Raw genomic sequence first — 22,588 nt, 5'->3', positions numbered from 1 at the left:
CCCGTATGCTCATAATTATTGCTAAGATAGCTCTCAGGAACCATTTCCAAGTTCATATAACGAGGCGACGGAGTCATCAGCAGGCATTTTGGCTGTTAATTATATGGATTTAAAATGATTGGACAACAAAATATAATCAAAACATAGTTATGTAATAAGATTACATATTAATCAAAAAAGGGGATGCCATGGTCAGCATACGCGATGTTGCGCGTGTAGCAGGGGTGTCCCATCAAACCGTATCCAACGCCATCAATTCGCCTGATATGGTTTCAGACAGTACACGCAAACGCATCAAGGCAGCAATCAAACAGCTCGGATACCGTCCTAACGCTTCAGCCCGGAGGCTGAGGTCAGGGCAGTCGGACACAATTGCGCTTGGTATCTCCATTGGTGAGAACCGTGCGCCATCGCCGATTTTCGACGCATTCCTGCATCTCCTGGCAGAGCATGCAAATGATCTCAACAAGCAGATCGTCCTGTATGCGCGCAAAGATGAACAGAGTGAGCTGGCGCATATTGCAAGCCTGCGTGAACAGTCCGATGTTGACGCCATTATTATCAACGAACTTGAAAAGTATGACGGCAGGCCGCAGTGGATGCTTAACCATCATCAGCCGTTTGTGCTGTTTGGGCGTCCATGGAATATCCCGGCGGAAACAGCAGAACATATACCCTGGGTAGATGTTGACGGATATGCAGGGATCAAGGCAGTAACGTCCCGCCTGATTTCCTCAGGGCATCGGCGTATAGGCTTCATCGGCTGGGATTCGGGTACCGGCACCGCGCAGGACAGGGAAAGCGGCTGGCGGGATGCTATGCTTGAAGCCAATCTTGCAGCCGATACGGAAGACCTTGATTCATGGTCTATCGGGACGCAGGAGTCAATCGATGCGGGTTCGCATGCTTCAATTGAGCTTTTCTCGCGCCACGATAATATAGATGCTGTGGTCTGCGCTTCAGACACACTGGCTGTTGGGGTGATCTGGACTATGAGCAGGTTCTCCGATAAGGAGCTGTCGCTTAATATAGATGGCGGTATCCCTTCTGTCCCAAGCCTTCAGGCAGCCACCGTAACCGGTTTTGATGATTCTGCCCTCGCCCGTGCATTTTCTATACCGTCAGTACGGCAGCCGCTGGGTGAAGTATCGCAGCTGCTTATCCGGATGATCCTTGATATGGCTAACGGCCAGGCTGTCACTGCCGATGAAAAATGGCATAGGCTTCTTAAGCCTGAGGTAGTGTGGCGCACAGGTGCGAATTAGGTATTTTCAATTTTTGGATTGCGGCGGATAAGACGGCGGGTATGATGCGGGGCCGCCAGCCGGTTCGTTGTGCGCAGGGAAACGCTGGACCTGACGGGACTGCTCCGATTGCTGCGGCTGATGTTGAGGATACCTGTGTACCTCTACTTGGGCAGAGCTCCCCGGATGCGCAGAGGGCTGCGGCCGGGGGTGGTCCGCCATTTGTGCCTGTGTCTGTGCCTGCACCTGATGCTTTGGCTGCGGCGTATGTACGGCATGGGAAGCCTGCTGTGTTTGTGCGCCCACGGGCTGGCTGCGTTTATATGCACGCTGTTCAAGCCGTGCATACACAAGCCCGACTATCCCTACCCATGCAATACCCACAGCCCAGCCGGCAAGCACATCGGTAAACCAGTGGTGCGCCAGATACAGCCGGCCGACGCCGATAAGCAGGGGCATGAGGACGCATAGGATAGTTATAACGGTTTTTTTAGCCATAGAAATAGCAGAATACAAGGCAATTACTGCAAGCGTCCCATAGAAAACAGTTGAATTAAGCGAATGCCCGGAAGGGAAGGAGTAGGGGTCCTCTACCTGCCCAATGCGGTACTGGAGATCAGGCCGCCCACGGTGTACAAAAATCTTGACGGCCCATGTGAAAGCAGCAGAAGTTGCTACGGCCCCCGCAAGGACGTATGCCTGGGTGCGGTGTTTGGTAAACCACAAAGCCACAGCAGCCACAGCAACCAGGGCAATAGTGACCTTAATCGAACCCACAGCAGTAAAAGCCTGTGCGACTTTCACCAGGGCGTTGAACCGGAAAGCTACCATCGTTGCTAAAACAGTACTGTCAATCCCCTGGGACGCATGTGTAAAAATAAGTATGGTGTCAATTACCGCAACCAGCCCTCCGGCTGCAAGAAAGAAAAGGGGGAGAGCCGTGCGCACAGGGTGCACCGATGAAGGGTATTTCGCCCGCGTTGCAGTGTAGTGGATTCGTTCTGTCATATTACCTAGTATTGCACGGGCGTGTTACTAGCTGCCGGCTTTCCCTTCCTGCCCGCTGACATCGGCACGGTAAAAATTCTCGTAAGAGCGCGACGGTGTTGGGCCGCGCTGCCCCTGGTAATGGGATCCGTTCTTACCGCTGCCGTAAGGGAATTCAGCTTCCGACGACAGATCGAAGAAGCACATCTGCCCTATTTTCATCCCCGGCCACAGTTTGACCGGAAGATTGCTGACATTGGACAGCTCCAAAGTGATATGCCCTTCAAAACCAGGGTCAACGAACCCGGCAGTCGAATGGGTGAGGATACCCAGGCGCCCGAGGGAGCTTTTCCCCTCCAGGCGTGCGGCAATCGTCGGGTCAAGTTTTACGTATTCCCAGGTAGACCCCAGAATGAACTCTCCGGGATGCAGTATCCACGGTTCGTCAGCTGCGACTTCAAACTGCTGCGTAAGGTCGCCCTGGCTCTCCGCAGGGTCAACATAAGTATATTTATGGTTATTGAAAACCCTGAAAAACCGGTCTAAACGGACATCGACAGATGCAGGCTGGACCATGGTGTCGTCCCACGGAGCCAGGCTGATGCGTCCGCCGGCATAAGCCTTCCTGATATCGCGATCGCTCAGAAGCATAAACATCCTTCGTTTCTAAGGTGATACAGATACCTTGTGTATCTGATGTACATCCTACATATCCAGTGTAACTGTGAAGTATGTCATTTCCATGGAGTATTTGGCATACTCGCTGCTATCGTAAAGGTATGGCAGGCTTTACGGATATTGGCATAGGGCGGGAATCAGGTGTTGTACAGGGGCATTTTGGGGACCCCGTAAGGGTCAGTGAAGCACTGTTTTCGCGGGGGCGCGGCATGAACAGCCCCCGGCGGCCGCTTTTTGTGCTTCTGCACGGGTGGGGTTCCAACGAGGAGGATATCGCCGGATTCTTCGGAAGCTACGTATCGCCCTTCAGCGACTATGTTTCGCTCCGCGCCCCGCTGGCCCTGGCCGGACCGCAGGATGCGGGTGCGGACGGAGGGCCTGGCGCATACACATGGTTCCATGATCCGGTCCCGCACGGGGATGACCTTGACCGTGACATATATCAGGCTGCACGCGCAGTAGACCGGTGGATAGAGGAGTCAGTCCCGCAGGAACGTGATATTGTCCTGTTCGGTTTTTCTCAGGGCGGCGCGCTGACAGTCCATATGCTGCGGATGCGCCCTGAACGGTATAAAGGTGCTGTCTGCCTGTCAGGTTTCCTTGCCCCCGCTGTTGTCCCCGGGGTTGCCCCTGCAGATGCACGGCTTGCGCAGATCGCTCCGCCTGTTTTCTATGGCTACGGGCTTCGGGATGATATGATTGCCCGGTTTGAATCCTCAGCACTCGCAGCATTCCTTGAAGAGAAGACTTTTCTGAAGCTGTGCGAATACGCCCCTTTGGATCATGCTGTCAGCCTTGACGAATGCAACGATATACGTCAGTGGCTGATGGACCTGGGCGCATCAAGCGGTGTTATGTAATGGTAATGTAATTATGTAGCGCCTGTACGGCATCGCTTATGGCGTGTTGGGGCCATGTTTATTTTTTCACGTACAGATGGGTACAATAAGAACCATGAGTGTTGGCTTGGTGATTATCCTTTTCTGGGCGCTGGTTGTTATAGCGGCGTTCGGGTTTATCCTGTGGCGGGTCCAGGGTGATTCCAAGCGTACAGGCATGCTCAGCGGTATCAGTTCAGTCGAGCATGATGACGGCACCGCTGACGATGAGAAGGATACAAGGCCTCAGGCAAACCGTATGACAGGACACAGGCCTATGTCGTTTTCCCCGCAGCCGGATATCGGTGAACGCGCCCGGCAGGAGCGTGAAGAGGCTTCGACGGAATCTACGATGGAATCACCCGTGTATCTGGGGAAAGGCTCGACTGCTGTTGCAGTACGTGCGGTCCAGCCCCGTGAAGGCGGCAGGGGGTATAATAGTCCTGATAGGAACACAGCGAATGTGGAGGGGCCGGCACCGGACAGTGCCGAACCGGAAGCGGGACCTGTGGAGGCTGCTGATACTAGTAAGGCAGAGAAGACATTGGACGATGATGCGAACAGTACGTTTGACCGTATCGTGCGGGCTGATGGTTAAAACAGGTTTAATGTAAGGAAGAGTTATGAATTCTTTGGCAGTGATTGGTATATGCGTTGCTGTGGCCGTAATAGCAGCTGCGGCAGCAGGGATCTTTATTTTTATCAGGTCCCGCAGGAAACATGATGAGGGCACCGGTACAGGCACTGCTGTAAGTACATCCCCATCAGGGCTTTCTGATACGCCCGGCGATGCCGGTACTGAAAGCGAGCCTGCTGCCGGTCCTGCACCTTCCGAAGCAGGGTTCCCGTCTGCCGTCGAGGACCATGCGACGGCAGAGACTTCTGTCGGGTCTTCTGCAGGCAGTGAAACTGGCGGCAAACGCGATGAGCCTGAATCCAAACAGTCCCGGCTGGTCCGCCTGCGTGCCAGGCTTGCTAAAACCAGCAACCCATTTGGCCGGGCACTGTTCACTATCCTGTCGCAGGATACGCTGACCAAATCAGACTGGGATGATGTTGAAGATACCCTGATCCTTGCTGATGTCGGTGCCGAGACCAGTGAACAGCTGGTCAATGAGCTCCGCACTGATGCCCGCGTCCAGGGGAAGAAAGACCCTGCGGCAGTCCATGAGATGCTCCGCACCAAGCTGCTGGAAATGGTCGATCCCGGCCTTGACCGTTCCCTCGCTGCTGAACGGGACAGCAACTCAGGCAGGACGTCTGCAATAATTATGGTCGGCGTCAATGGTTCCGGCAAAACGACTACAGCGGGAAAACTGGCTCGGCTGTTCGTGTCTGAAGGGAAATCCGTTGTCCTGGGAGCGGCTGATACCTTCCGTGCTGCAGCAGCAGACCAGTTGGAAACATGGGGGAGCCGTGTTGACGTTCCTGTTATCCGCAGCAGCCAGGAAGGCGGCGACCCTGCGTCAGTCGCTTTTGATGCAGCGCAAAAAGCACAGGAAACCGGTTCAGATGTGCTTATTATTGACACTGCAGGCCGCCTGCAGAATAAGGCCAACCTTATGGATGAGCTTGGGAAGATCCGAAGGGTAACAGAGCGGACTATGCCTGTAGATGAGGTCCTGCTCGTCCTTGATGCTACAACAGGCCAGAACGGTATGGAACAGGCGCGGGTGTTTGCTGAAGCGATAGGCATAACCGGTGTTGTGCTCTCCAAGCTTGACGGGTCTGCACGCGGCGGCATAGTGGTCTCCGTCCAGAAAGCTTTAGGCGTTCCCGTTAAGCTTGTCGGGCTGGGTGAAGGGCCGGATGACCTTGCCCCGTTCGATCCCGAAGGTTTTGTAGACGGTATCCTCGGCGATTGACCGGCTCGGATCCGGCGGCTCCGCAAATCCCGGTGCCCGCCCCAACCCTCCGGATCACGGGGCCGTAGCTTTGATGATCCACCTGTCGCTGTACGCCCGCAGGCCGTTGGCAAGGCCGCGGAGCCCCATAAGGGCTATATTAAACACCAGCCATAAAACAGCGATTTTTATATCTGCAGAACCTGCATGCAGCAGGGATAAGGCGGTCCCGGCCGCCCACAATACGGCGATATATACTGCAGCCGCTGCGGAACATGCGGCGGCAAGATAAGCAAAATCACCTGCCCCGATAAGTATCCCGTCAAGGGCCCACATCCAGCCCTGGAGCGGGAAGAAAACAGCTACAACAAGCATGGATATGCTGATCAGATGCTGTATCTGCGGGTCCGGGCTGAAAAGCCCCGGCCCCCATATCCCCAGAGCTGCAAAAACCAGCCCGGCAATAACGCCGAGCTCAGCTCCGCACCGCGCAATGAAACGTGTCAGATACCGCACCTGCCCGATATCCTTTGCCCCAAGGGCAGCGCCTACAAGCGCCTGGCCGGCAATCGCCACTGAATCCAGGGCATTCAGGGCAAAATTCCATGCAGAATTCACTGCCTGGTAGCTTGCAAAAACGTAGGTGCCCATTGAAGCGGCAGCAGCCACAGTAGACACCATTGCGATGCGTAAAGCCAGTGTACGGATGAACAGCGGCAGCCCGTCAGAAGTATTTTGGGCAAGGCCTCCCCTTGACGGCAGAAGGCTGACATGATGGCGGCAGGCATGCCATGCGGCTGCCGCAGCGAGGGCTGCCCCCATGGCCCACTGGGCAATGCCTGTAGCGATACCTGACCCGAGTATCCCCATATGCGCGCCGTAGATCAGCGTAAAATCCAAAACAGTGTTCAGTATGGCACCCGCAACCGCTGCCCATAACGTGACCTGTACTTTCTGGAGGCCGCGGAATATTCCGTTGGCCGCATAAACGAGAAGCATCCCCGGCGCGCCCAGTACGACCGCTTTCGTATACAGTACAGCCTGTCCAAGGGCGGCACCGCGCGCACCTATAGCCCAGCACAGGGGTCCCGCCCAGGTAAATAGCCCAAAAGCTAAAACAATGCCGATCCCCAGTGCCAGCCACATCCCGTCTATCCCCGAGCGCAGGCCTTCCACGGTTTTCCCGGCACCAATAAGTTTGGATACATGGGAGGTCGTGGAGTAGGCGAGGAAATTGCACAGCCCCACTGCGGTAAGGATAATAGTGGACCCTGCGGAAAGCCCTGCAAGCGCGCTGACTGATATATGCCCTACGATCGCCGTATCAATGAGCACAAAAGCCGGTTCAGCAATAAGCTGCCCGAAAGTAGGTACAGCAAGGCTGATGAGCCTGTTCCGCGTATTTTTCGTATTAAATCCTGTGGCCATAACGGTACTATTCTACGCACAGGCAGGTTCCAGAGGGCTGACTGCTGCCGCAGGCTGTACTGCACCGGCTGTCGTTACTGTCGTTATTGAGGGCAACAATGAGGGTATGGGCTTAAAAGACTCTATAACAGATTCGGTGAAAGAATACCGCGAAAAATACAGTAAAGAGAGTATCCGCGAAAGGAGCCTGCTTGATGCCCGGCGGCTGCACAGCCATTCTGTCCCTCTGGCTGTTGATGATGTGGTCTCAGACCTTGACAAGCCGCTTGGCCAGGCGAACCTGGCGGCGAAAGCCAGCGTTATTGTCCGGGCGGGTGCTCTGGAACTTGCCAGCGGCACGGGGAGCTACCGCGTCCGTGAGCTTATGGGCCGTATAGGGCAGGATCTTGATGTTGATGTGCGTTCCGATGTCAATATTGCTGATATCGAAGTTTCGTGTTCTGACAGCAGCGAGAGGATAACTGAAGTTGTAGATCTGCCTACAGTAGGTGTCAACACTGAGCGGATATGGCTGATGGAGCATTTTACTGACTGGCTTTCGGTGAGCCTCGGGCGGAAGGGCACGTATCACAAGGCTGCGGATGCATCGCAGAATTTCATTGCGGGGCTTCCGAATGAAAAGAGCATGGCTGTTGCGCCGGATTCCGATATTATTGGCGGCGGCCGCAGCCAGCCTGCCGGCGGGGAAGCGGATACTGCCCGTCCTGCCGGCATGCATGCGGGTGCCGGAAGTGTTCATGCAGATGCCGGAAGTGTTACAGTGCGGAAAGTCCATGAAAGGCTGGATGCCATTGAATACCGCCATCGGCTGTACAAACCGGCAATGCAGGTACTGGCCTCTGCGGTTTCCTGCGCATCATTCACATTCCTGCTGGGCGGCGGGATAGTTGATATGTTTGCTGCTTTTATCGGCGCCGGCTGCGGCCAGTTCGTCCGCAGCCTTCTCGGCAGACGGCATATGAACCAGTTTTTTGTTACCGCCCTGGCAGTCGTTGCAGCGGCAGCTGTCAGTATTGGGTCGCTGCGTTTGCTTGGGTTCGTATACCCGCCTGCGCTTGCGCATGATACAGCGTATATCGGTGCGATCCTATTTGTTGTACCCGGGTTTCCGCTGATCACAGGAGGGCTTGATATTGCTAAGCTGGATATTTCTTCAGGGATCCAGCGCGGCGTATATTTCCTTGCTATCATCACTTCCGCAACTTTGGCTGCGTGGGCTGTGGCGGATATCGTCCATCTGACCCCCGGAGGGTTCGAGGCGTTATATATGGCTCCCTGGCTGACCGCAGGCCTGCGGTTTATCACCGCTTTCGGCGGCGTATGGGGATTCTCGGTACTGTTCAACTCACCGCAGAAAATGGCGTGTATTGCTGCCCTGATCGGTGCAGCCGCAGACACATTCCGCCTGGAGATCATTGATCTGTGGCATATGCCTATTGAGGCTGCAGCTTTCCTGGGGGCGCTTATCGCCGGGCTGCTGGCAAGCGGCTGGCGCATTGCTGTGCGTCACGGGCTTATCCCCGCAGAATATGGTTTCCCGCGTATCACACTGACTGTGCCGTCTATTGTGATCATGGTGCCGGGGCTGTATATGTATGAGGCTGTCTACTATCTGGGGCAGTTCAACTCTGCCGCGGCCCTGGACTGGACTTTCCGCGCCCTGCTTGTGGTGGTATGCCTCCCGATAGGCCTGGCTGCCGCACGCATCCTCACAGACCGCAGCTGGCGCTATGACGTATAAGTGTGGACGGGGAAGTTTCGCAGATAACATATACTTTCTTACATGGGCAGATGGAAACGGTTTATGAGGAAGCTGCTGTATCCTCCGATTCCTGGTATAGCAGTTATGTGTGCAGTCACAGCGGCCTGCCTGTTCCTCATTTTTTGGTTGGGGTATAAAAGATACTATCCCTGCTTATGTTTTTTATGCGTTTTCCGCCTATACCCTGGTAACGGTTATCCTGCGCATCAGGGAATACCTCCTTGCGTGGAAAAAGAAGCTGCAGAAGTATTATTACTTTAATAAGTATGTAACGGATATGGAATTCAAGGCGGAGGTTTCGTTATATACCGCGCTGGCTGTCAACGTACTGTATTCGCTTTATGAGGCTTTTTCCGGTGTCTTTTACCATTCCGCCTGGTTTATAACCCTGGCTTTTTATTATGCAATCCTGAGCGCTGAACGGTTCTCGCTGTTCAGATACATACGTAAAGGAAGGCATAATACTGTCCAGCTGTATAAACGGTACAGGTTCTGCGGTATCCTCCTTATCGCCCTTACCGTTGCGGCAGCAGGGATGAATGCGATCGCTATCCATGATGGCAGGACGATCACATACCCGGGCCATATGATATACGTGATTGCCCTGTGTTCGTTCTGTAATCTGGCTTCAGCGATAATCAACATGGTCAAATACCATAAATACAGCAATCCTGTGTACGCAGCAGGCACGATGGTTACCCTGTCAACAGCAATTTTCTCAATGTTTACCCTGCAGCTTGCCATGTTTTCTACTTTCGGCGGGGACAGGGTACAGCAGCATCAGATGAATATCTGGACAGGCACCGCGGTTTTTGTGCTCCTCCTGATGTTGTCTGCTTATATGATCATCCGGGGAACATGGGGGATCGTAAGATACAGACGTGAAGCAGCCCATGATCAGGCTGCAGAACAGGAGCGAACAGGGCATACACTCTCAGAGCTGTAAACGTATTGCCCTTCTGCTGATCCGCTCAGTATTCCCGCAAACAGCTATTCCTTATCGCGGCCGGATTTAGGCTTCAGCTTGCCCGGGAAAGGCATTTTGGGGAATGGCTTATGCATGGCAGGTTTTTTCGGCGGCTGTGATCCGGCTTTTTTAGCCGCTTCTGCAGCCCATGCTGCGTACTCATCAAGATCATCAGAAGTGTTTTCGGGTGAAGTTCTGTCAAGCGCCGTGCTGCTGTCTGCCATGTTAGGACTGGTGCTGGCGCCGCCGGCTCCGGTCTCCTGTGCGTCATGGTCGGGGTTCGCAGCACTGATACCGTCATCAGCTGTACCGGCAGCGTCAGATTCGCGGGAAGACAGCTCCCTTTCAAGCTCGTTATAATCCGTATCGGTGGTCATATATTTGAGTTTCCGAGCCATCTTTGTTTGTTTTGCCTTCTGACGTCCGCGGCCCATAAAAACTCCTTTGCCGATTACGGCTATCTCACACAGTGTTTGATCATCAACAAGTAGGATACCACGAATTATGATTGTCTGCCGAAATTTTTATGATTAAAGCAAGATTTTAACTATTTTTTTACGTTTTTCGGGGTGTTGCGCTTCCCCGCGAAGGAGTTGACTCATGGCGAACACAGGCAGCATATCGCAGGATACCGGCCGCCGGCTGACTGCGGCGGGGAATGAGATCAGTGCAAGTTATGAAGAAGCAAAGAGGCGTTCAGATAAAACGCTTCAGAAGCTGCATGAAGATCCCGGGAAGTTTACTATGCTTACCGGGGACAGGCCGACCGGACGCCTGCATCTGGGGCATTATTTTGGGACGGTCCTTGAGCGCGTGAAAATGCAGGACCTCGGTGTGCATACCAATATTATTATTGCTGATTACCAGGTGATCACTGACAGGGATACGACAGAGCATATTGAAGATAACGTGCTCAATATAATCATGGATTATCTTGCGGCAGGCATAGACCCTGAAAAGACGATGATTTTCACGCATTCTTCAGTACCGGCAGAAAATGAGCTGATGCTTCCTTTCCTGTCGCTGGTGACTGAAGCCGAGCTGCACCGCAACCCTACGGTGAAATCTGAGATGGAAGCATCCGGGCATGCTCTGACTGGGCTGCTGCTGACATATCCTGTGCACCAGGCGTGCGATATTTTATTCTGCAAAGGGAATATAGTCCCAGTGGGCAAGGACCAGCTGCCCCACATTGAGCTGACCAGGACTATCGCCCGGCGGTTCAACGAACGATATGCTAAAGGTGATCCGGTATTCCCCGAGCCGGAGGCAGTCCTGTCTGATATCTCGGAGATCCCCGGGCTTGACGGGCGCAAGATGAGCAAATCGTACGGGAATGCTATTTCACTTGGGGCTACTGCTGAAGAAACGGCAAAGCTTATAAAGAAGAGCCCCACAGATTCTGAGCGGCGCATTACATTCGACCCTGCCGGCAGGCCGCAGGTATCAGCGCTCCTGACAACAGCAGGGCTTGTTACGGGAAGGGACCCCCGCACTATTGCCGAAGAGATCGGTGACTCAGGTGCAGGCGCGCTGAAAAATTACCTTGCTGAATCTGTCAACAGTTTCCTCGCCCCGCACCGCGAACGCCGTGCTGAGCTCGCACAGGATATGGATTATGTCCGGGATGTTCTGCGTGAGGGGAATAAGCGCGCTAATGCCATAGCTGAAGAAACGCTCCGGCAGGTGCGCGAAGCTATGGGGATGGTATATTATCGCGGGTAAGCCGCCAGGCGGCAGGCCTCCGGAGGCGGCCGGCATTGCCGGCTTGCAGATCATGGGGCCGCTTTGGAACCGCTTATGGGGCCACGGTATGAGGCCACGGGAACTATAGGACTATGGAATGGGGCGATGGGCATGTCGAAAAAACATCGGGACAGGTCCTGGCCGCCGGCGCCGGAACCTTTGGGGACCCCTGTAACTGATAACCATACACATCTGGCTGCAGTGAAGGAATTTGCCGAAGAGATGAGCCGCCAAGCTGCGGAGCGCGGCCAGGAACCGGTTCCTGTCTACACGCCTGACATCATGCTGGACCAGGCCGCAGCTGTGGGTGTGCACAGGGTGATAGACGTAGGATGTGAATTTCCGTATCTGCACACGGCAGTTGATCTGGCGCGCGCGCATCCCGGGACAGTGTTCAGCGCCGTTGCGATCCATCCGAATGAAGCGGTTTTGCACGGGCATCGCGGAGCGGTTGGCCCCGACGGGCTGGAGCTGGATTACAAGCCATGGCATGATGTGCCCTTCGATGAGGCGCTCAGCGAAGTTGAACGTATTGCCCGTGAAAACCCGAAGGTTGTAGTGGCTATTGGCGAAACGGGGCTCGACTACTTCAGGACGGGGGAGGCTGCCCGCCGTTTCCAGCGCGAAGCGTTCAGCGCCCATATGGCGCTTGCCAGGGAGCTCAGCCTCCCCATGCAGATACACGACCGCGATGCCCATGGCGATGTTATTGACCTGCTCCTGCGCAACGGCGCCCCCGAACGGACCGTATTCCATTCTTACTCAGCCGGGCCTGATGTCGCGCGCGCCGCCAACGAACATGGCTGGTATCTGAGTTTCTCAGGAACGGTGTCGTACAAAGGCAACGACAGTATACGCGAGGCCCTGCGCATCATTGACAGGCATCATATCCTTGTAGAAACAGACGCCCCCTACCTGCCTCCTGTGCCGTACCGCGGCCGGACAAATTCCCCGTATATGATCCCGTATACCCTGCGTTCCATGGCAGGTACGCTGGGCATGGATGCTGCGAGCCTTGCCCGGATGGCTGAAGCCAATACCCGTGAAGTTTACGGCATATGAACCGCCAAATCCTCTCCAGACCCCTTGGAAACAATGGTTTTTCGCATTCCAGCCGGTAAAATGTGAGTATACCGTGATAAAGTAGCCATCTGCGGGTATCAGCTCACATGAGATGATATGCCCCGAGGGTCCATGCGCAGCATGGCAGTATGCGTGACAATATAGGCATGGCATGGGTGATTCGCGGGAGGCATGCACACGGACGTGTGTACGCAGACCGCGCGGCGAAAGCCAGGAGGATTTCACATGGCGCAGCAGGATAGTAAGCGCGTTAGCCGTATGGCAGCTGAGAACGGGAATGGCGGAGGCGGCAGTACTGATGGCCATAAGCAGGCGTCCGGCCGGAGGCAGGATGCCGGAGAAGGCCCCGGGGCTGACCAGAACAGCAGTACCAGCCATAATGCCAGCCCCCAGGACAGCGAGGGCCATAGCAGCGGTACTGGCCTGAACCGGGATGCCGGACAGGGTATCGGCCGGAAGGATGGCAGTACCGGGCAGGAGGACCCTGCCGGCACCGGACCGGACCCCAGGCCGGAGATCCATAACGGGCAGGGCAACGACAAAGGCCTCCAGCACCTTGTGCATGACACGGATCTGGCAAAAGCTGTAAATGCTGCCCCGCGCAGCAGTACTCCCCAAAAGAAGATCTCCCCAGCTTCAAAAGAGGCGAAACCTGCAGAAGTTGCTGCTGTCCTGGACGAGACAGGGTCCATAATCCCTGAAGAAGAGATCATCAGCGGTTCCGAGGTCTCCGAGGAGGCGATCTCGCAGGAGGAGCGCGAAGAGACGGAGCGTGCTAAAGAAGAAGCCCGCAAGTCTGCCCGCATGAAAACCGTCAAAGCCCGCACGCCGCTGGGCCGCTGGTGGAACAGGGTGCAGGCATCGCCTGACAAGATCTCTCTCGGTATGTGCATCGTCACCATGGGCGTTGTGTACGGCGATATCGGCACATCGCCGCTGTACCTTTCCCAGTCATTCGTAGCAGGGCAGGGTGGTATCAGGTATGTTGACCGCACATCCGTCCTGGGCATGCTTTCCCTGCTTTTCTGGTCCATCACACTTATCACTACAGTAAAATATGTGCTGATCGCCATGCGGATCGACAATAAAGGAGAAGGGGGCATTTTCGCCCTGTACTCCATGGTCAAACGTTTTGCAAAATGGCTGTGGATCCCCGCAATGGTAGGCGGCGCGGCTTTCCTTGCCGATTCCGTGCTTACCCCTGCAGTATCCATATCTTCCGCAGTCGAAGGCCTGAAAACGCTTCCTGCAATACAGGGGGTCTTTGCTCAGAACTCTAACCTCACGGTGATCATCACTGTGGTTATCATCGTTATACTTTTTGCTGTCCAGTCCCGCGGCACAGAACGGATAGGCCGCGTCTTCGGCATCGTCGTGGCGGCCTGGTTCACCTTCATGGCAGTTGTAGGCGTTATTTCCATAGGCCACGACTGGTCGGTCTTCGAGGCGCTCAACCCGTGGTACGGGCTTGAATATCTGCTTAACCTCAACGGTGCCAACCGTGCAGGGATCGCCATCATGGGGACTGTCTTCCTGGCGACAACCGGTGCAGAAGCCCTTTACTCCGATATGGGGCATGTCGGCCGCGGCAATGTATACGCTACATGGCCGTTCATTTTCATCTGCCTTGTATTCAACTATTTCGGGCAGGGCGCATGGATGATCCGCAACCAGAATAACAGGTCTTTGTGGAACGTGGAGAACCTGAACCCCTTCTTCCAGACGATCAGCCCCAATCTGCGGTATGTGGCCGTGATCCTTTCCGTGGCTGCCGGCGTCATTGCTTCACAGGCACTGATAACAGGCGCGTTCACTATGGTTTCCGAAGCTACCGGCCTGAACTGGATGCCGCATCTTCAGGTGCGCTATCCTGCACGTACACGGGGGCAGCTTTATATCCCTCTGGTCAACTTTGTCCTGTGCGCGGCCACCCTGATCGTGCTCCTCCTGTTCAGGGATTCCGAACGTATCACCAATGCGTACGGCCTTGCGCTCACCATAACGATGATCGCTACGGTCGTCCTGCTTATGGCGCATATGTGGTTTGTCCAGCGCAGGCGCCTGTTTGCAGTCATTTTCGGTATAGTATTCCTGGCGATCCAGACGCTCTTCTTTATTTCGTCGCTGTCGAAGTTCTTTACCGGCGGCTGGTTCACTACTATTATCACGCTGCTGATCTTCTTTATCATGTACACGTGGGACACAGGCACCAAAGTGGAGCGGTCCCAGCGGCGCCATATGGCCCCTGAAGATTTCCTCCCCGCGCTTAATATCCTCCACCAGGATAAATCTGTCCCGCTGTATGCAGACAACCTGGTTTATCTGACATCTGACAGCGAGCTGCGCAGGCTTGATACAGATATTTTCTTCTCGATCTTTGCGGACCATCCTAAACGTGCGCACGCATGGTGGGCAGTCTCCGTGCTGGTAACTGATGATCCGTATACGCGCGAATATTCTGTAGAGAATTTCGGCACCGATTTCCTGTTCAGGGTCCGTGTGAGGATCGGTTTCAAGGTCAATCAGAATATATCTACATACCTGCATCAGATCATGCATGAGCTGATCGATTCGGGCACCCTGCCGCCTCAGGAAACGATTTATCCGAAGATAGACAATGACCCGCAGCTGGGGACGATCAATTATGTGCTTATCCATAAAGCGCTTATGCCTGAATCGAAGATCGATACCCGCGGCGCATTCTCGCTGCGTGTGAAGTATGCGATCCGCCGTGTAGCAGGGTCGCCTGTGAAATGGTTCGGGCTGTCTGCCTTCAACCCGAAGGTGGAAGTGCAGCCGCTGTTCGTCAGGGTGCAGCCGATCCCTCCGCTGAAATATGTACCTTTGCGTAAAACGAAACGGCCTATCACCCTTGAGGCTATCCTTACCCGCAAGGCTGAACAGCATAAGGCAGATACGGGCGAAATCGACCCTGTTGATATCCATACACTGAAGACAGTCTCTTCAGACCTGCGCGAAGAGGCAGATGACGCTGTTGCCAGGAAGAAATTTCTCTGAGCCGAAATCACCGGGAACCGGCCCCTGCCTCCGCAGCCTGCATTAGAATTGTAGATAGTACTGCAATCCAGGCAGGCAACATACAGGAGGTTTCAATGACGGATACAACAGAAGCAGATAACGGTGCAGCCGGGCTGGCTTCCACAGCTTCCCAGGGTGCTCAGGCAAACATCGGTGTTATAGGTTTGGGTGTTATGGGCGCGAGCCTTGCCCGTAACCTGGCCCATCACGGCAATACAGTCGCGGTGTATAACAGGCATACTGACAGGACCGAAGAGTTCATGAAGAACTATGGCAGCGAAGGTGCATTCATCCCTTCGGACAGTCTGCAGGGCCTGGCAGATTCACTTGAAAAACCGCGCAAAGTGATCCTGATGATCACGGCAGGCCGTGCTACGGATGCTGTTATTGAAGAGCTTCTGGGCGTTTTCGAACCTGAAGATATTATTATTGACGGCGGCAATTCGTATTTTGAAGATACTATCCGCCGTGAAAAAGATGTCCGTGCCCGCGGCCTGCATTTCGTCGGCTGCGGTATTTCCGGCGGTGAAGAGGGCGCTTTGAATGGGCCTTCGATGATGCCGGGGGGCACGGACTGGTCGTGGAATTACCTGAAGCCGATATTCGAGTCTATCGCTGCCAAGGCTGAAGGCGAACCATGCGTGACACATATTGGTGAGGATGGGGCCGGCCATTTTGTCAAGATGGTGCATAACGGCATTGAATATGCGGATATGCAGCTGATCGGCGAAAGCTACGACCTGCTCCGCCGCGGCCTCGGGCTCTCCCCCCAGGAGATCGGTGACATTTTTGACGAGTGGGATAAGGGCGAGCTTGATTCCTATCTTGTGGAGATCACATCGGAAGTCCTGCATCACACGGATGCGGATACGGGCAAGCCTTTTGTTGACATTGTGCTTGATGAAGCAGGTATGAAGGGGACGGGGACCTGGACAGTCCAGACGGCGCTGAGCCTCGCCATACCGGTTACGGGCATTGCCGAGGCCGTATTCGCCAGAGGGCTTTCCGGGCAGAAGGAACAGCGTGAGGAAAGCCGCAGGACGCCGCTTGCGGGGCCTGACGGGCATATCGCGCTTGGGGACGAAGGGAAGGATGCGTTTATCGAAGCTGTCCGTAAGGCGCTGTATGCCTCTAAGATCGTGGCGTATGCCCAGGGGTTCGACGAGATCAGCGCCGGCGCCAGGCAGTATGGATGGGATATCGACCTTGGGGCTGTAGCCCGTATCTGGCGCGGGGGCTGCATTATCCGCGCGAAGTTCCTCAACCGCATTTCGGACGCTTACGGTTCAGGCCGCACATTCACCTCCCTCCTTTTTGACGAGTATTTTAAGGATGCAGTGGAAAACGCCCATGATGCCTGGCGCCAGGTGGTGGCTGCGGCCGCGCAGGCGGGTATCCCCGTCCCTGCTTTCTCAAGCTCACTCGCATACTATGACGGGCTGCGTTCCGGACGCCTGCCCGCGGCGCTTATCCAGGGGCAGCGTGACTTTTTCGGCGCGCACACATACAAGCGGGTAGACAGGCCCGGCACTTTCCATACATTGTGGGCTCAGGAAGGACGTCGAGAGATACAGGAAAACTAGTATCTGTGAAACTTATTAAAGGTACCCGCCCTGCATTGTGGGTAAATACTGCTGTTGCGTGGGGCGGTGTGATCCTCACCAATACGATTACGCTTCTCGGCAAAGCTGACAATAAGAAAACGGGCGAAGGCCTTTTCGGAGGATTGCCGGAAGGCACACCCGGCATGGCTTTACGCGGTATGCAGCAGCTCACCTATTTCACCATGTGGTCGAATATTATGGTTGCTGCCGTAACGCTCATGCTTGCATTGAACCCGCAGAAACGTACCCCATGGCGCAAGGCGCTCCATATGTGCGCGCTCATGATGATACTGGTGACCGCTGTTGTGTATGCGGTTGCTATCGCGCCCACGAACCCCCTCCGCGGCTGGTCCCTGGTCACGAACCCGTGGCAGCATATTGTTACTCCGGCGCTGACCTGGGCTGTCTGGCTCATCTGGGGACCGCGCGATATGTCAGGCCCGGGTATCATCCCGAGATGTGTAGTTATCCCGCTCATCTGGGTCGGCTGGATGTTCCTGCACGGCCTGGTTTTCCATGCTTATCCGTATGCTTTCGTCAATGTGGTCAGGATCGGCTACCTGGTTGCAGCCCGGAATATCCTCATTATTATTGTGATCGCGATTGCCGTATGCTGGGTGATCAAGGGGATAGACCGTCTCCTGATGACGGTAACAGGCCGGGACAGGAAACGGGCAGCCGCGTAAGGCAGGCAAAAGATTTGCCCGCAAACGGAAATAGGCTTTGCCTGATGTGACGCAATGCATAGAACACAATACAATACCCGGTACGGTAAGGTGGGCAGGCGTAATATACAGGCACCAGGCAGCAAAGATAAGGATACTCTGAAAATATGGATACTATGGCAGGGCAGGATATGGATCAGTTGCCGCTTATTGCTGTAACAGGGGTAACAGGGAATATCGGCGGCGCCGCAGCGGCAGCACTTTCTGCCGAAGGGTACCCGCTCAGGCTTCTGGCGCGTGTTAGCTCCCTGGGCCGGGTTCCGCGGCTTAAAGGTGCGCAGGCGGCCCCGTTCATATTCGGGTATGATCCTCAGACAGTGGAAGCCCTGCGGGGTGTGGGGACTGTGTTTATGGTCTCCGCGCATGAAGGCCCCGGCAGGGTGCAGGAACATAAGGGATTCGTTGACGCTGCACAGGAGGCGGGTGTCAGGCATCTTGTTTACCTGTCTTTCGACGGTGCTTCCGAAGACGCTGACTTCACCTTAGGCCGCGACCACTATGCAACTGAAGAATATATCAAAAAATCAGGATTGCCATATACGTTCCTGCGCGATAATTTCTACATCGAAGCTTTTATAGAGTGGGGAAAGTCCGGCATTATTGCAGGCCCTGCCGGCGACGGGCGGGTGTCTGCGGTATCGCAGAGGGATGTAGCTGCAGCGGTCACGGCGATATTGAGGAATCCCGCCCTGCACAGCAATACGACCTATACCCTTACCGGCCCCCAGTCTTTGACGCTTGGTGAGATTGCCGGGATACTGTCCAGGGAGACCGGCACAGCAGTCACCTATAAAAATGAGACCCTTGAAGAAGCGTACGCCAGCCGCAGGGCACAGTACGATGTGCCGGACTGGGAGCCTGATGCCTGGGTGTCAACTTATACTGCGATCGGCAGCGGGCGTCTTGCTGGGGTGACCCATGACGTGGAACTGATTACAGGCGCGCTTCCGCTGTCTTTTGAAGATGTACTGCGGATTTCCGGTCAAGAAACCAGATAGTCCTTTCAGCACCTTGCGCGAATGAGCTTGGCACATCGCCGTTATTTGCCTCGCGGAGTGCCCTTCCGACGGCTTCCGCCTTACGCTGGCCGGTAGCGACTACCCATACGCAGGAAGCTGTCTGGATGAACTGCGCGGTCAGGGTCAGCCGGAGCGGCGGCATTTTAGGGGAATCAGTAACAGGGAGTACAAGCGTACCGCTGTCCGTATTGTATATCTGAGGGCGATCAGGGAAGAGCGAAGCAAAATGGCCGTCCGGACCTACCCCGAACAGTGCGATATCCAGATGCCCCTTATCCCCAAGCTGTGAACCGAGCTCATCCTGGTAATGTGAAGCAGCTGCCCTCATGGCTTTCAAATTGGCATCGGGATCATTGCGGCACTGTTCGATCAGCCCTTTTGGCCGCGTATCAGCAGGCATCTCGTGGATATTCCCCTCCGGCAGGCCGTGGTGCGCTGTAAGGCTGTCCAGCCAGGCTGTCCGCGCCTGCAGAGCGTTGCGGTCAGGGTCATCTGCGGGGACGAAACGTTCATCGCCCCACCAGAAATGAACTTTAGAAAAATCGATCGCCTTAATGATGTGGGACAGCGGATCTGCATCGGATTTCCGGACCCTGGACATAACGCTATGCGCTGCAGACAGGACGGCGATACCGTCAGTCCCGCCGGTCAGGGCGATATCAACACGGCTCTGTGACATGCACAGCTGTGCAGTGCGCTCGAAAAGCGCAGCAGTTACAGCAGCAACGGTTTCTTCCCGGCTGGAATACGCATAAGCAGTTTTAAACCCAAATTCCCATGTACTGACACTCATATACCCAGTTTAGACGACGCTTTGCATAATGTATAATCTGCGTTCTGGGGACGTGTTGCCTACTCGTGCGGTACGAGATCCCAGCCATCTCTGATGACGGCCGCGTAAATGGCATCGGGGTCAAGCCTGCGCATCTCCTCATTGATGCTGTCAGTAAGTGTGCGGTGGGGGACCGATATTTTCTGCGGGTTCCTGCCTGGCTCCTGTACCTGGAGCTCGTCAATGCCCGTCCGCTGGATGCTGGCAACGCCGTTCTCACGCGTGATCTCAACGCTGGTCACACTGGCGGCATCATCCTGGCGGTCAACGGTAACGGGGACTTTCAGCGACCATGCAAGCCATGCGGCAAGGAGCTCCAGCGGCAGGTAATGCCTGGCGCCGCGGACGGTTACAGACTGTATAGCTGTATGCGGCGGCTGGTCGATCAGCGCTGCAAGCTGCCCGCGCCAGATAGTCAGGCGTGTCCATGACAGGTCAGTGTCATTCTTTGTCCAGTGCGCGCGCAGGTTTTCAAAGGTCCTTTCAGGATCTTCTGTCTGCTGGGCATCGGTAATGCGCTTGCGTGCCATCCTGCCGATCTGGTCTTCAGACGGATTTCCGGGCACTTCTTCCGGCCACCATGCGAGTACCGGGGCATCAGGCACAAGCAGAGGGATAACAAGGGTATCAAGGTGCCGCAGGAGACCGCCGGTCGGGAACAGGACGATTATCTCGCCCGCGCCCGCATCGGCACCGAAGCGGATCTCAGCATTGAGCGGGGTGTCGGGGTCGCTGCCCTTCCCGCTGCATGTTGCTATGGCGATAATGCGGCATGGATGTTCGCGGCTCGCTACGTTTGCTGCAGCAAGTGCGTCTTCCAGATCATCTTCTGAAGTATGGATAAGCATAGTGAAGACGCGGCCTTCCGTCGATTCTCCGCGTTCTTCGTGAAGGTCTTTGATCTTTGCAGTGATCTGTGCTGTAGTGCAGTTATTAAGTCTGGCTTTCATATATGCTCCTGTATGTTTTTGTTCCTGTATATGTCCCTGCGGTTCTCCAGTCCCCACACCCTGCAGCCCCGAATCCTGTTCTTAGGTCCCTGTATCAGCTGCGGATCCTGCACTCCGCATTCCGCAGCACCCGCGGAACAGGGGTTTGGGGATAAGGGATGGGTGAGATCCCTTCCGGGTTTACGGGATCCTCCAGCTGTGCCCATCGTTAGCCAGCATGGTATCTGCCTGCGCCGGACCCCATGTTCCTGCACGGTATGGCTCCGGCTGGCCCTGGGCCGACCAGAACTCTTCTATCGGGTCAAGGATCTTCCATGACAGGTCGATCTCCCGGGATGTGGGGAACAGTGGCGGATCTCCAAGCAGGACATCCAGGATCAGGCGTTCATAGGCTTCGGGGGAAGCTTCAGTGAACGAGTTGCCGTAGGTGAAATCCATATTCACGTCGCGCACTTCCATGGCAGTGCCCGGTACCTTGGAACCGAACCGCAGGGTAATGCCTTCGTCGGGCTGCACCCGTATGACGATAGCGTTCTCGCCAAGTTCCTGCGTTGACGTGGAATCGAACGGCAGGTGCGGGGCGCGCTTAAAGTTTACGGCGATCTCAGTGACGCGCTTGCCCAGCCGTTTGCCTGTGCGCAGGTAGAACGGGACTCCCGCCCAGCGTCGGGTATCAATATCAAGCCTTACGGCTGCATAAGTCTCTGTAGTGGAATCCTGGCTGATGCCGGCTTCCTCCAGGTATCCGACAACTTTCTCAGAGCCCTGCCAGCCTGCTGAATACTGCCCTCTCGCAGTATGTGCCGCAAGATCTTCCGGCAGCCGTACAGAGGAAAGGACTTTGAGTTTCTCTATCGCCAGGTCTTTCGCGTTGAAACTGGCCGGCTCCTCCATGGCAGTGAGCGCCATCAGCTGGAGAAGATGGTTCTGGATGACATCCCTGGCGGCACCTATCCCGTCGTAATATCCTGCGCGGCCTCCGATGCCGATATCTTCAGCCATAGTTATCTCAACGTGGCTGACATAGTTCGAATTCCATACCGGCTCAAACATCATATTGGCGAAACGCAGCGCTAGAAGGTTCTGCACAGTTTCCTTACCGAGATAATGGTCAATACGGAATACCGAGTTTGGGTCGAACACTTCCGACACAACGCGGTCAAGTTCCCGCGAACTCGCCAGGTCGCGCCCGAAAGGTTTTTCAATAATAACGCGCCTCCATGCGTCGCCGGCAGACCTCGCAAGCCCTGAATCGGCAAGCTGCTTCGCTACGACAGGGAAATCCCTCGGCGGGATGGACATATAGAAAGCATGGTTGCCTTCGGTGCCTCTTATCTGATCCAGCTCTGCGACTGTGCTGCTCAGCCGTGCGAATGCATCAGCATCATCAAAAGTGCCCTGAACGAAACGCAGCCCTTCGCTCAGATGCTTCCAGGTGGAATCATTGAAGGGAGTACGGCAGTGTTCCCGGACATTTTCTTTAACGAATCCCGCGAAATCGTCATGCGACCAGTCGCGCCGTCCAAAACCGACCAGCCCGAACCCTGCCGGCAGGAGGCCGCGGTTAGCAAGGTCGTATACGGCCGGGAGAAGTTTCTTTTTCGACAGATCGCCGGTAACACCGAACAGTACAAGGGAACAAGGCCCTGCAATACGGGGTAGCCTTAAATCGCGCGAATCACGGAGCGGGTTCTTCCATTGCGAGGTGCGCGCAGAATCTGCTGAGTTTATTGAACCTGTTGAACCTGTAATCATATCTGCTATTCTAACGTCCGCTGTAGCCGCAGCGTCCTGATATCGGG

Annotated in this window: 19 protein-coding genes; 12 read left to right on the top strand and 7 right to left on the bottom strand. The window is 55.2% G+C overall.

The features are described 5' to 3' along the window. Positions 1 to 188 precede the first annotated feature (188 nt). Complete coding sequence (locus HMPREF9156_RS0105785; protein ID WP_007147836.1) at positions 189 to 1,265, top strand: LacI family DNA-binding transcriptional regulator; 1,077 nt, start codon at positions 189 to 191, stop codon at positions 1,263 to 1,265. A gap of 6 nt (positions 1,266 to 1,271) precedes the next feature. On the opposite strand, the gene HMPREF9156_RS0105780 is transcribed toward HMPREF9156_RS0105785, so the two are convergent. Together HMPREF9156_RS0105780 and dcd are read right to left on the bottom strand one after the other, a co-directional pair. Then, positions 1,272 to 2,252, bottom strand: coding sequence for a phosphatase PAP2 family protein (locus HMPREF9156_RS0105780; protein WP_007147835.1), 981 nt, complete (start codon positions 2,250 to 2,252; stop codon positions 1,272 to 1,274). 27 nt (positions 2,253 to 2,279) lie between these two features. After that, the gene (gene dcd / locus HMPREF9156_RS0105775; protein ID WP_007147834.1) at positions 2,280 to 2,882 is read right to left on the bottom strand and encodes a dCTP deaminase; all 603 of its coding nucleotides are present in this window, start codon (positions 2,880 to 2,882) and stop codon (positions 2,280 to 2,282) included. A gap of 128 nt (positions 2,883 to 3,010) precedes the next feature. Between dcd and HMPREF9156_RS0105770 the strand changes: the two genes are divergently transcribed. The 3 genes from HMPREF9156_RS0105770 (at position 3,011) to ftsY (ending at position 5,652) form a co-directional block, all read left to right on the top strand. Then, on the top strand, positions 3,011 to 3,769 hold the full coding sequence (locus HMPREF9156_RS0105770) for an alpha/beta hydrolase (RefSeq protein ID WP_007147833.1): 759 nt from the start codon (positions 3,011 to 3,013) through the stop codon (positions 3,767 to 3,769). Between the two features lie 94 nt (positions 3,770 to 3,863). Then, entirely contained in the window at positions 3,864 to 4,385 is a 522-nt protein-coding gene (locus tag HMPREF9156_RS0105765; protein ID WP_007147832.1) for a hypothetical protein, read from the top strand. Between the two features lie 25 nt (positions 4,386 to 4,410). Continuing rightward, positions 4,411 to 5,652, top strand: coding sequence for a signal recognition particle-docking protein FtsY (ftsY, locus tag HMPREF9156_RS0105760; protein WP_007147831.1), 1,242 nt, complete (start codon positions 4,411 to 4,413; stop codon positions 5,650 to 5,652). Between the two features lie 54 nt (positions 5,653 to 5,706). Here ftsY and HMPREF9156_RS0105755 read toward each other — a convergent pair whose 3' ends face one another. Then, positions 5,707 to 7,059 (bottom strand): MATE family efflux transporter, encoded by a 1,353-nt coding sequence (locus HMPREF9156_RS0105755; RefSeq protein ID WP_007147830.1) that lies wholly within the window; start codon positions 7,057 to 7,059, stop codon positions 5,707 to 5,709. 106 nt (positions 7,060 to 7,165) lie between these two features. On the opposite strand from HMPREF9156_RS0105755, the gene HMPREF9156_RS0105750 reads away from it, so the two are divergent. After that, a complete protein-coding gene (locus HMPREF9156_RS0105750) occupies positions 7,166 to 8,800 on the top strand; it encodes a threonine/serine exporter family protein (protein ID WP_007147829.1) in 1,635 nt (544 codons plus the stop codon). Positions 8,801 to 8,909: 109 nt separating this feature from the next. Continuing rightward, positions 8,910 to 9,767: a hypothetical protein gene (locus HMPREF9156_RS0105745; protein ID WP_007147828.1), complete on the top strand. Its 858-nt coding sequence runs from the start codon at positions 8,910 to 8,912 to the stop codon at positions 9,765 to 9,767. Between the two features lie 44 nt (positions 9,768 to 9,811). Here HMPREF9156_RS0105745 and HMPREF9156_RS0105740 read toward each other — a convergent pair whose 3' ends face one another. Next, positions 9,812 to 10,222 (bottom strand): DUF3073 domain-containing protein, encoded by a 411-nt coding sequence (locus HMPREF9156_RS0105740; RefSeq protein WP_007147827.1) that lies wholly within the window; start codon positions 10,220 to 10,222, stop codon positions 9,812 to 9,814. A 166-nt stretch (positions 10,223 to 10,388) separates the two neighbouring features. Here HMPREF9156_RS0105740 and trpS point away from each other — a divergent pair, with 166 nt between their 5' ends. From trpS to HMPREF9156_RS0105710, 6 genes are all read left to right on the top strand, one after another. Then, on the top strand, positions 10,389 to 11,513 hold the full coding sequence (gene trpS / locus HMPREF9156_RS0105735) for a tryptophan--tRNA ligase (RefSeq protein WP_007147826.1): 1,125 nt from the start codon (positions 10,389 to 10,391) through the stop codon (positions 11,511 to 11,513). A 132-nt stretch (positions 11,514 to 11,645) separates the two neighbouring features. Next, entirely contained in the window at positions 11,646 to 12,596 is a 951-nt protein-coding gene (locus HMPREF9156_RS0105730) for a TatD family hydrolase (RefSeq protein WP_029246389.1), read from the top strand. Positions 12,597 to 12,842: 246 nt separating this feature from the next. Next, entirely contained in the window at positions 12,843 to 15,635 is a 2,793-nt protein-coding gene (locus HMPREF9156_RS0105725; protein WP_007147824.1) for a KUP/HAK/KT family potassium transporter, read from the top strand. A gap of 95 nt (positions 15,636 to 15,730) precedes the next feature. After that, the gene (gene gndA / locus HMPREF9156_RS0105720) at positions 15,731 to 17,239 is read left to right on the top strand and encodes an NADP-dependent phosphogluconate dehydrogenase (protein WP_007147823.1); all 1,509 of its coding nucleotides are present in this window, start codon (positions 15,731 to 15,733) and stop codon (positions 17,237 to 17,239) included. A 5-nt stretch (positions 17,240 to 17,244) separates the two neighbouring features. Then, positions 17,245 to 17,946: a Pr6Pr family membrane protein gene (locus HMPREF9156_RS0105715; protein WP_007147822.1), complete on the top strand. Its 702-nt coding sequence runs from the start codon at positions 17,245 to 17,247 to the stop codon at positions 17,944 to 17,946. Between the two features lie 146 nt (positions 17,947 to 18,092). Continuing rightward, a complete protein-coding gene (locus HMPREF9156_RS0105710; RefSeq protein ID WP_007147821.1) occupies positions 18,093 to 18,983 on the top strand; it encodes an SDR family oxidoreductase in 891 nt (296 codons plus the stop codon). On the opposite strand, the gene pgl is transcribed toward HMPREF9156_RS0105710, so the two are convergent. From pgl to zwf, 3 genes are all read right to left on the bottom strand, one after another. Beyond that, positions 18,919 to 19,797 carry a 6-phosphogluconolactonase gene (gene pgl, locus HMPREF9156_RS0105705; RefSeq protein WP_007147820.1) on the bottom strand — a complete coding sequence of 293 codons (879 nt, stop codon included), beginning with the start codon at positions 19,795 to 19,797 and terminating at the stop codon, positions 18,919 to 18,921. The genes HMPREF9156_RS0105710 and pgl overlap by 65 nt on opposite strands. A gap of 59 nt (positions 19,798 to 19,856) precedes the next feature. After that, positions 19,857 to 20,786 carry a glucose-6-phosphate dehydrogenase assembly protein OpcA gene (locus HMPREF9156_RS0105700; protein WP_007147819.1) on the bottom strand — a complete coding sequence of 310 codons (930 nt, stop codon included), beginning with the start codon at positions 20,784 to 20,786 and terminating at the stop codon, positions 19,857 to 19,859. A gap of 180 nt (positions 20,787 to 20,966) precedes the next feature. Beyond that, a complete protein-coding gene (gene zwf / locus HMPREF9156_RS0105690; protein ID WP_017147565.1) occupies positions 20,967 to 22,541 on the bottom strand; it encodes a glucose-6-phosphate dehydrogenase in 1,575 nt (524 codons plus the stop codon). Positions 22,542 to 22,588 lie beyond the last annotated feature (47 nt).

Source organism: Scardovia wiggsiae F0424 (genome assembly GCF_000269605.1).
In the GTDB taxonomy this organism is placed as follows: domain Bacteria; phylum Actinomycetota; class Actinomycetes; order Actinomycetales; family Bifidobacteriaceae; genus Scardovia; species Scardovia wiggsiae.
This window is presented reverse-complemented; position numbering and strand designations above follow the sequence as displayed.

Excerpts from the sequence above, each read along its gene's own strand:
- gndA (WP_007147823.1), top strand. The coding sequence starts at position 15,731 with ATGACGGATACAACAGAAGCAGATAACGGTGCAGCCGGGCTGGCTTCC.
- dcd (WP_007147834.1), bottom strand. The coding sequence starts at position 2,882 with ATGCTTCTGAGCGATCGCGATATCAGGAAGGCTTATGCCGGCGGACGC.
- HMPREF9156_RS0105725 (WP_007147824.1), top strand. The coding sequence starts at position 12,843 with ATGGCGCAGCAGGATAGTAAGCGCGTTAGCCGTATGGCAGCTGAGAAC.
- HMPREF9156_RS0105785 (WP_007147836.1), top strand. The coding sequence starts at position 189 with ATGGTCAGCATACGCGATGTTGCGCGTGTAGCAGGGGTGTCCCATCAA.
- pgl (WP_007147820.1), bottom strand. The coding sequence starts at position 19,797 with ATGAGTGTCAGTACATGGGAATTTGGGTTTAAAACTGCTTATGCGTAT.
- HMPREF9156_RS0105770 (WP_007147833.1), top strand. The coding sequence starts at position 3,011 with ATGGCAGGCTTTACGGATATTGGCATAGGGCGGGAATCAGGTGTTGTA.
- HMPREF9156_RS0105780 (WP_007147835.1), bottom strand. The coding sequence starts at position 2,252 with ATGACAGAACGAATCCACTACACTGCAACGCGGGCGAAATACCCTTCA.
- zwf (WP_017147565.1), bottom strand. The coding sequence starts at position 22,541 with ATGATTACAGGTTCAACAGGTTCAATAAACTCAGCAGATTCTGCGCGC.
- trpS (WP_007147826.1), top strand. The coding sequence starts at position 10,389 with ATGGCGAACACAGGCAGCATATCGCAGGATACCGGCCGCCGGCTGACT.
- ftsY (WP_007147831.1), top strand. The coding sequence starts at position 4,411 with ATGAATTCTTTGGCAGTGATTGGTATATGCGTTGCTGTGGCCGTAATA.
- HMPREF9156_RS0105710 (WP_007147821.1), top strand. The coding sequence starts at position 18,093 with ATGGATACTATGGCAGGGCAGGATATGGATCAGTTGCCGCTTATTGCT.
- HMPREF9156_RS0105755 (WP_007147830.1), bottom strand. The coding sequence starts at position 7,059 with ATGGCCACAGGATTTAATACGAAAAATACGCGGAACAGGCTCATCAGC.
- HMPREF9156_RS0105740 (WP_007147827.1), bottom strand. The coding sequence starts at position 10,222 with ATGGGCCGCGGACGTCAGAAGGCAAAACAAACAAAGATGGCTCGGAAA.
- HMPREF9156_RS0105700 (WP_007147819.1), bottom strand. The coding sequence starts at position 20,786 with ATGAAAGCCAGACTTAATAACTGCACTACAGCACAGATCACTGCAAAG.
- HMPREF9156_RS0105765 (WP_007147832.1), top strand. The coding sequence starts at position 3,864 with ATGAGTGTTGGCTTGGTGATTATCCTTTTCTGGGCGCTGGTTGTTATA.
- HMPREF9156_RS0105750 (WP_007147829.1), top strand. The coding sequence starts at position 7,166 with ATGGGCTTAAAAGACTCTATAACAGATTCGGTGAAAGAATACCGCGAA.
- HMPREF9156_RS0105730 (WP_029246389.1), top strand. The coding sequence starts at position 11,646 with ATGTCGAAAAAACATCGGGACAGGTCCTGGCCGCCGGCGCCGGAACCT.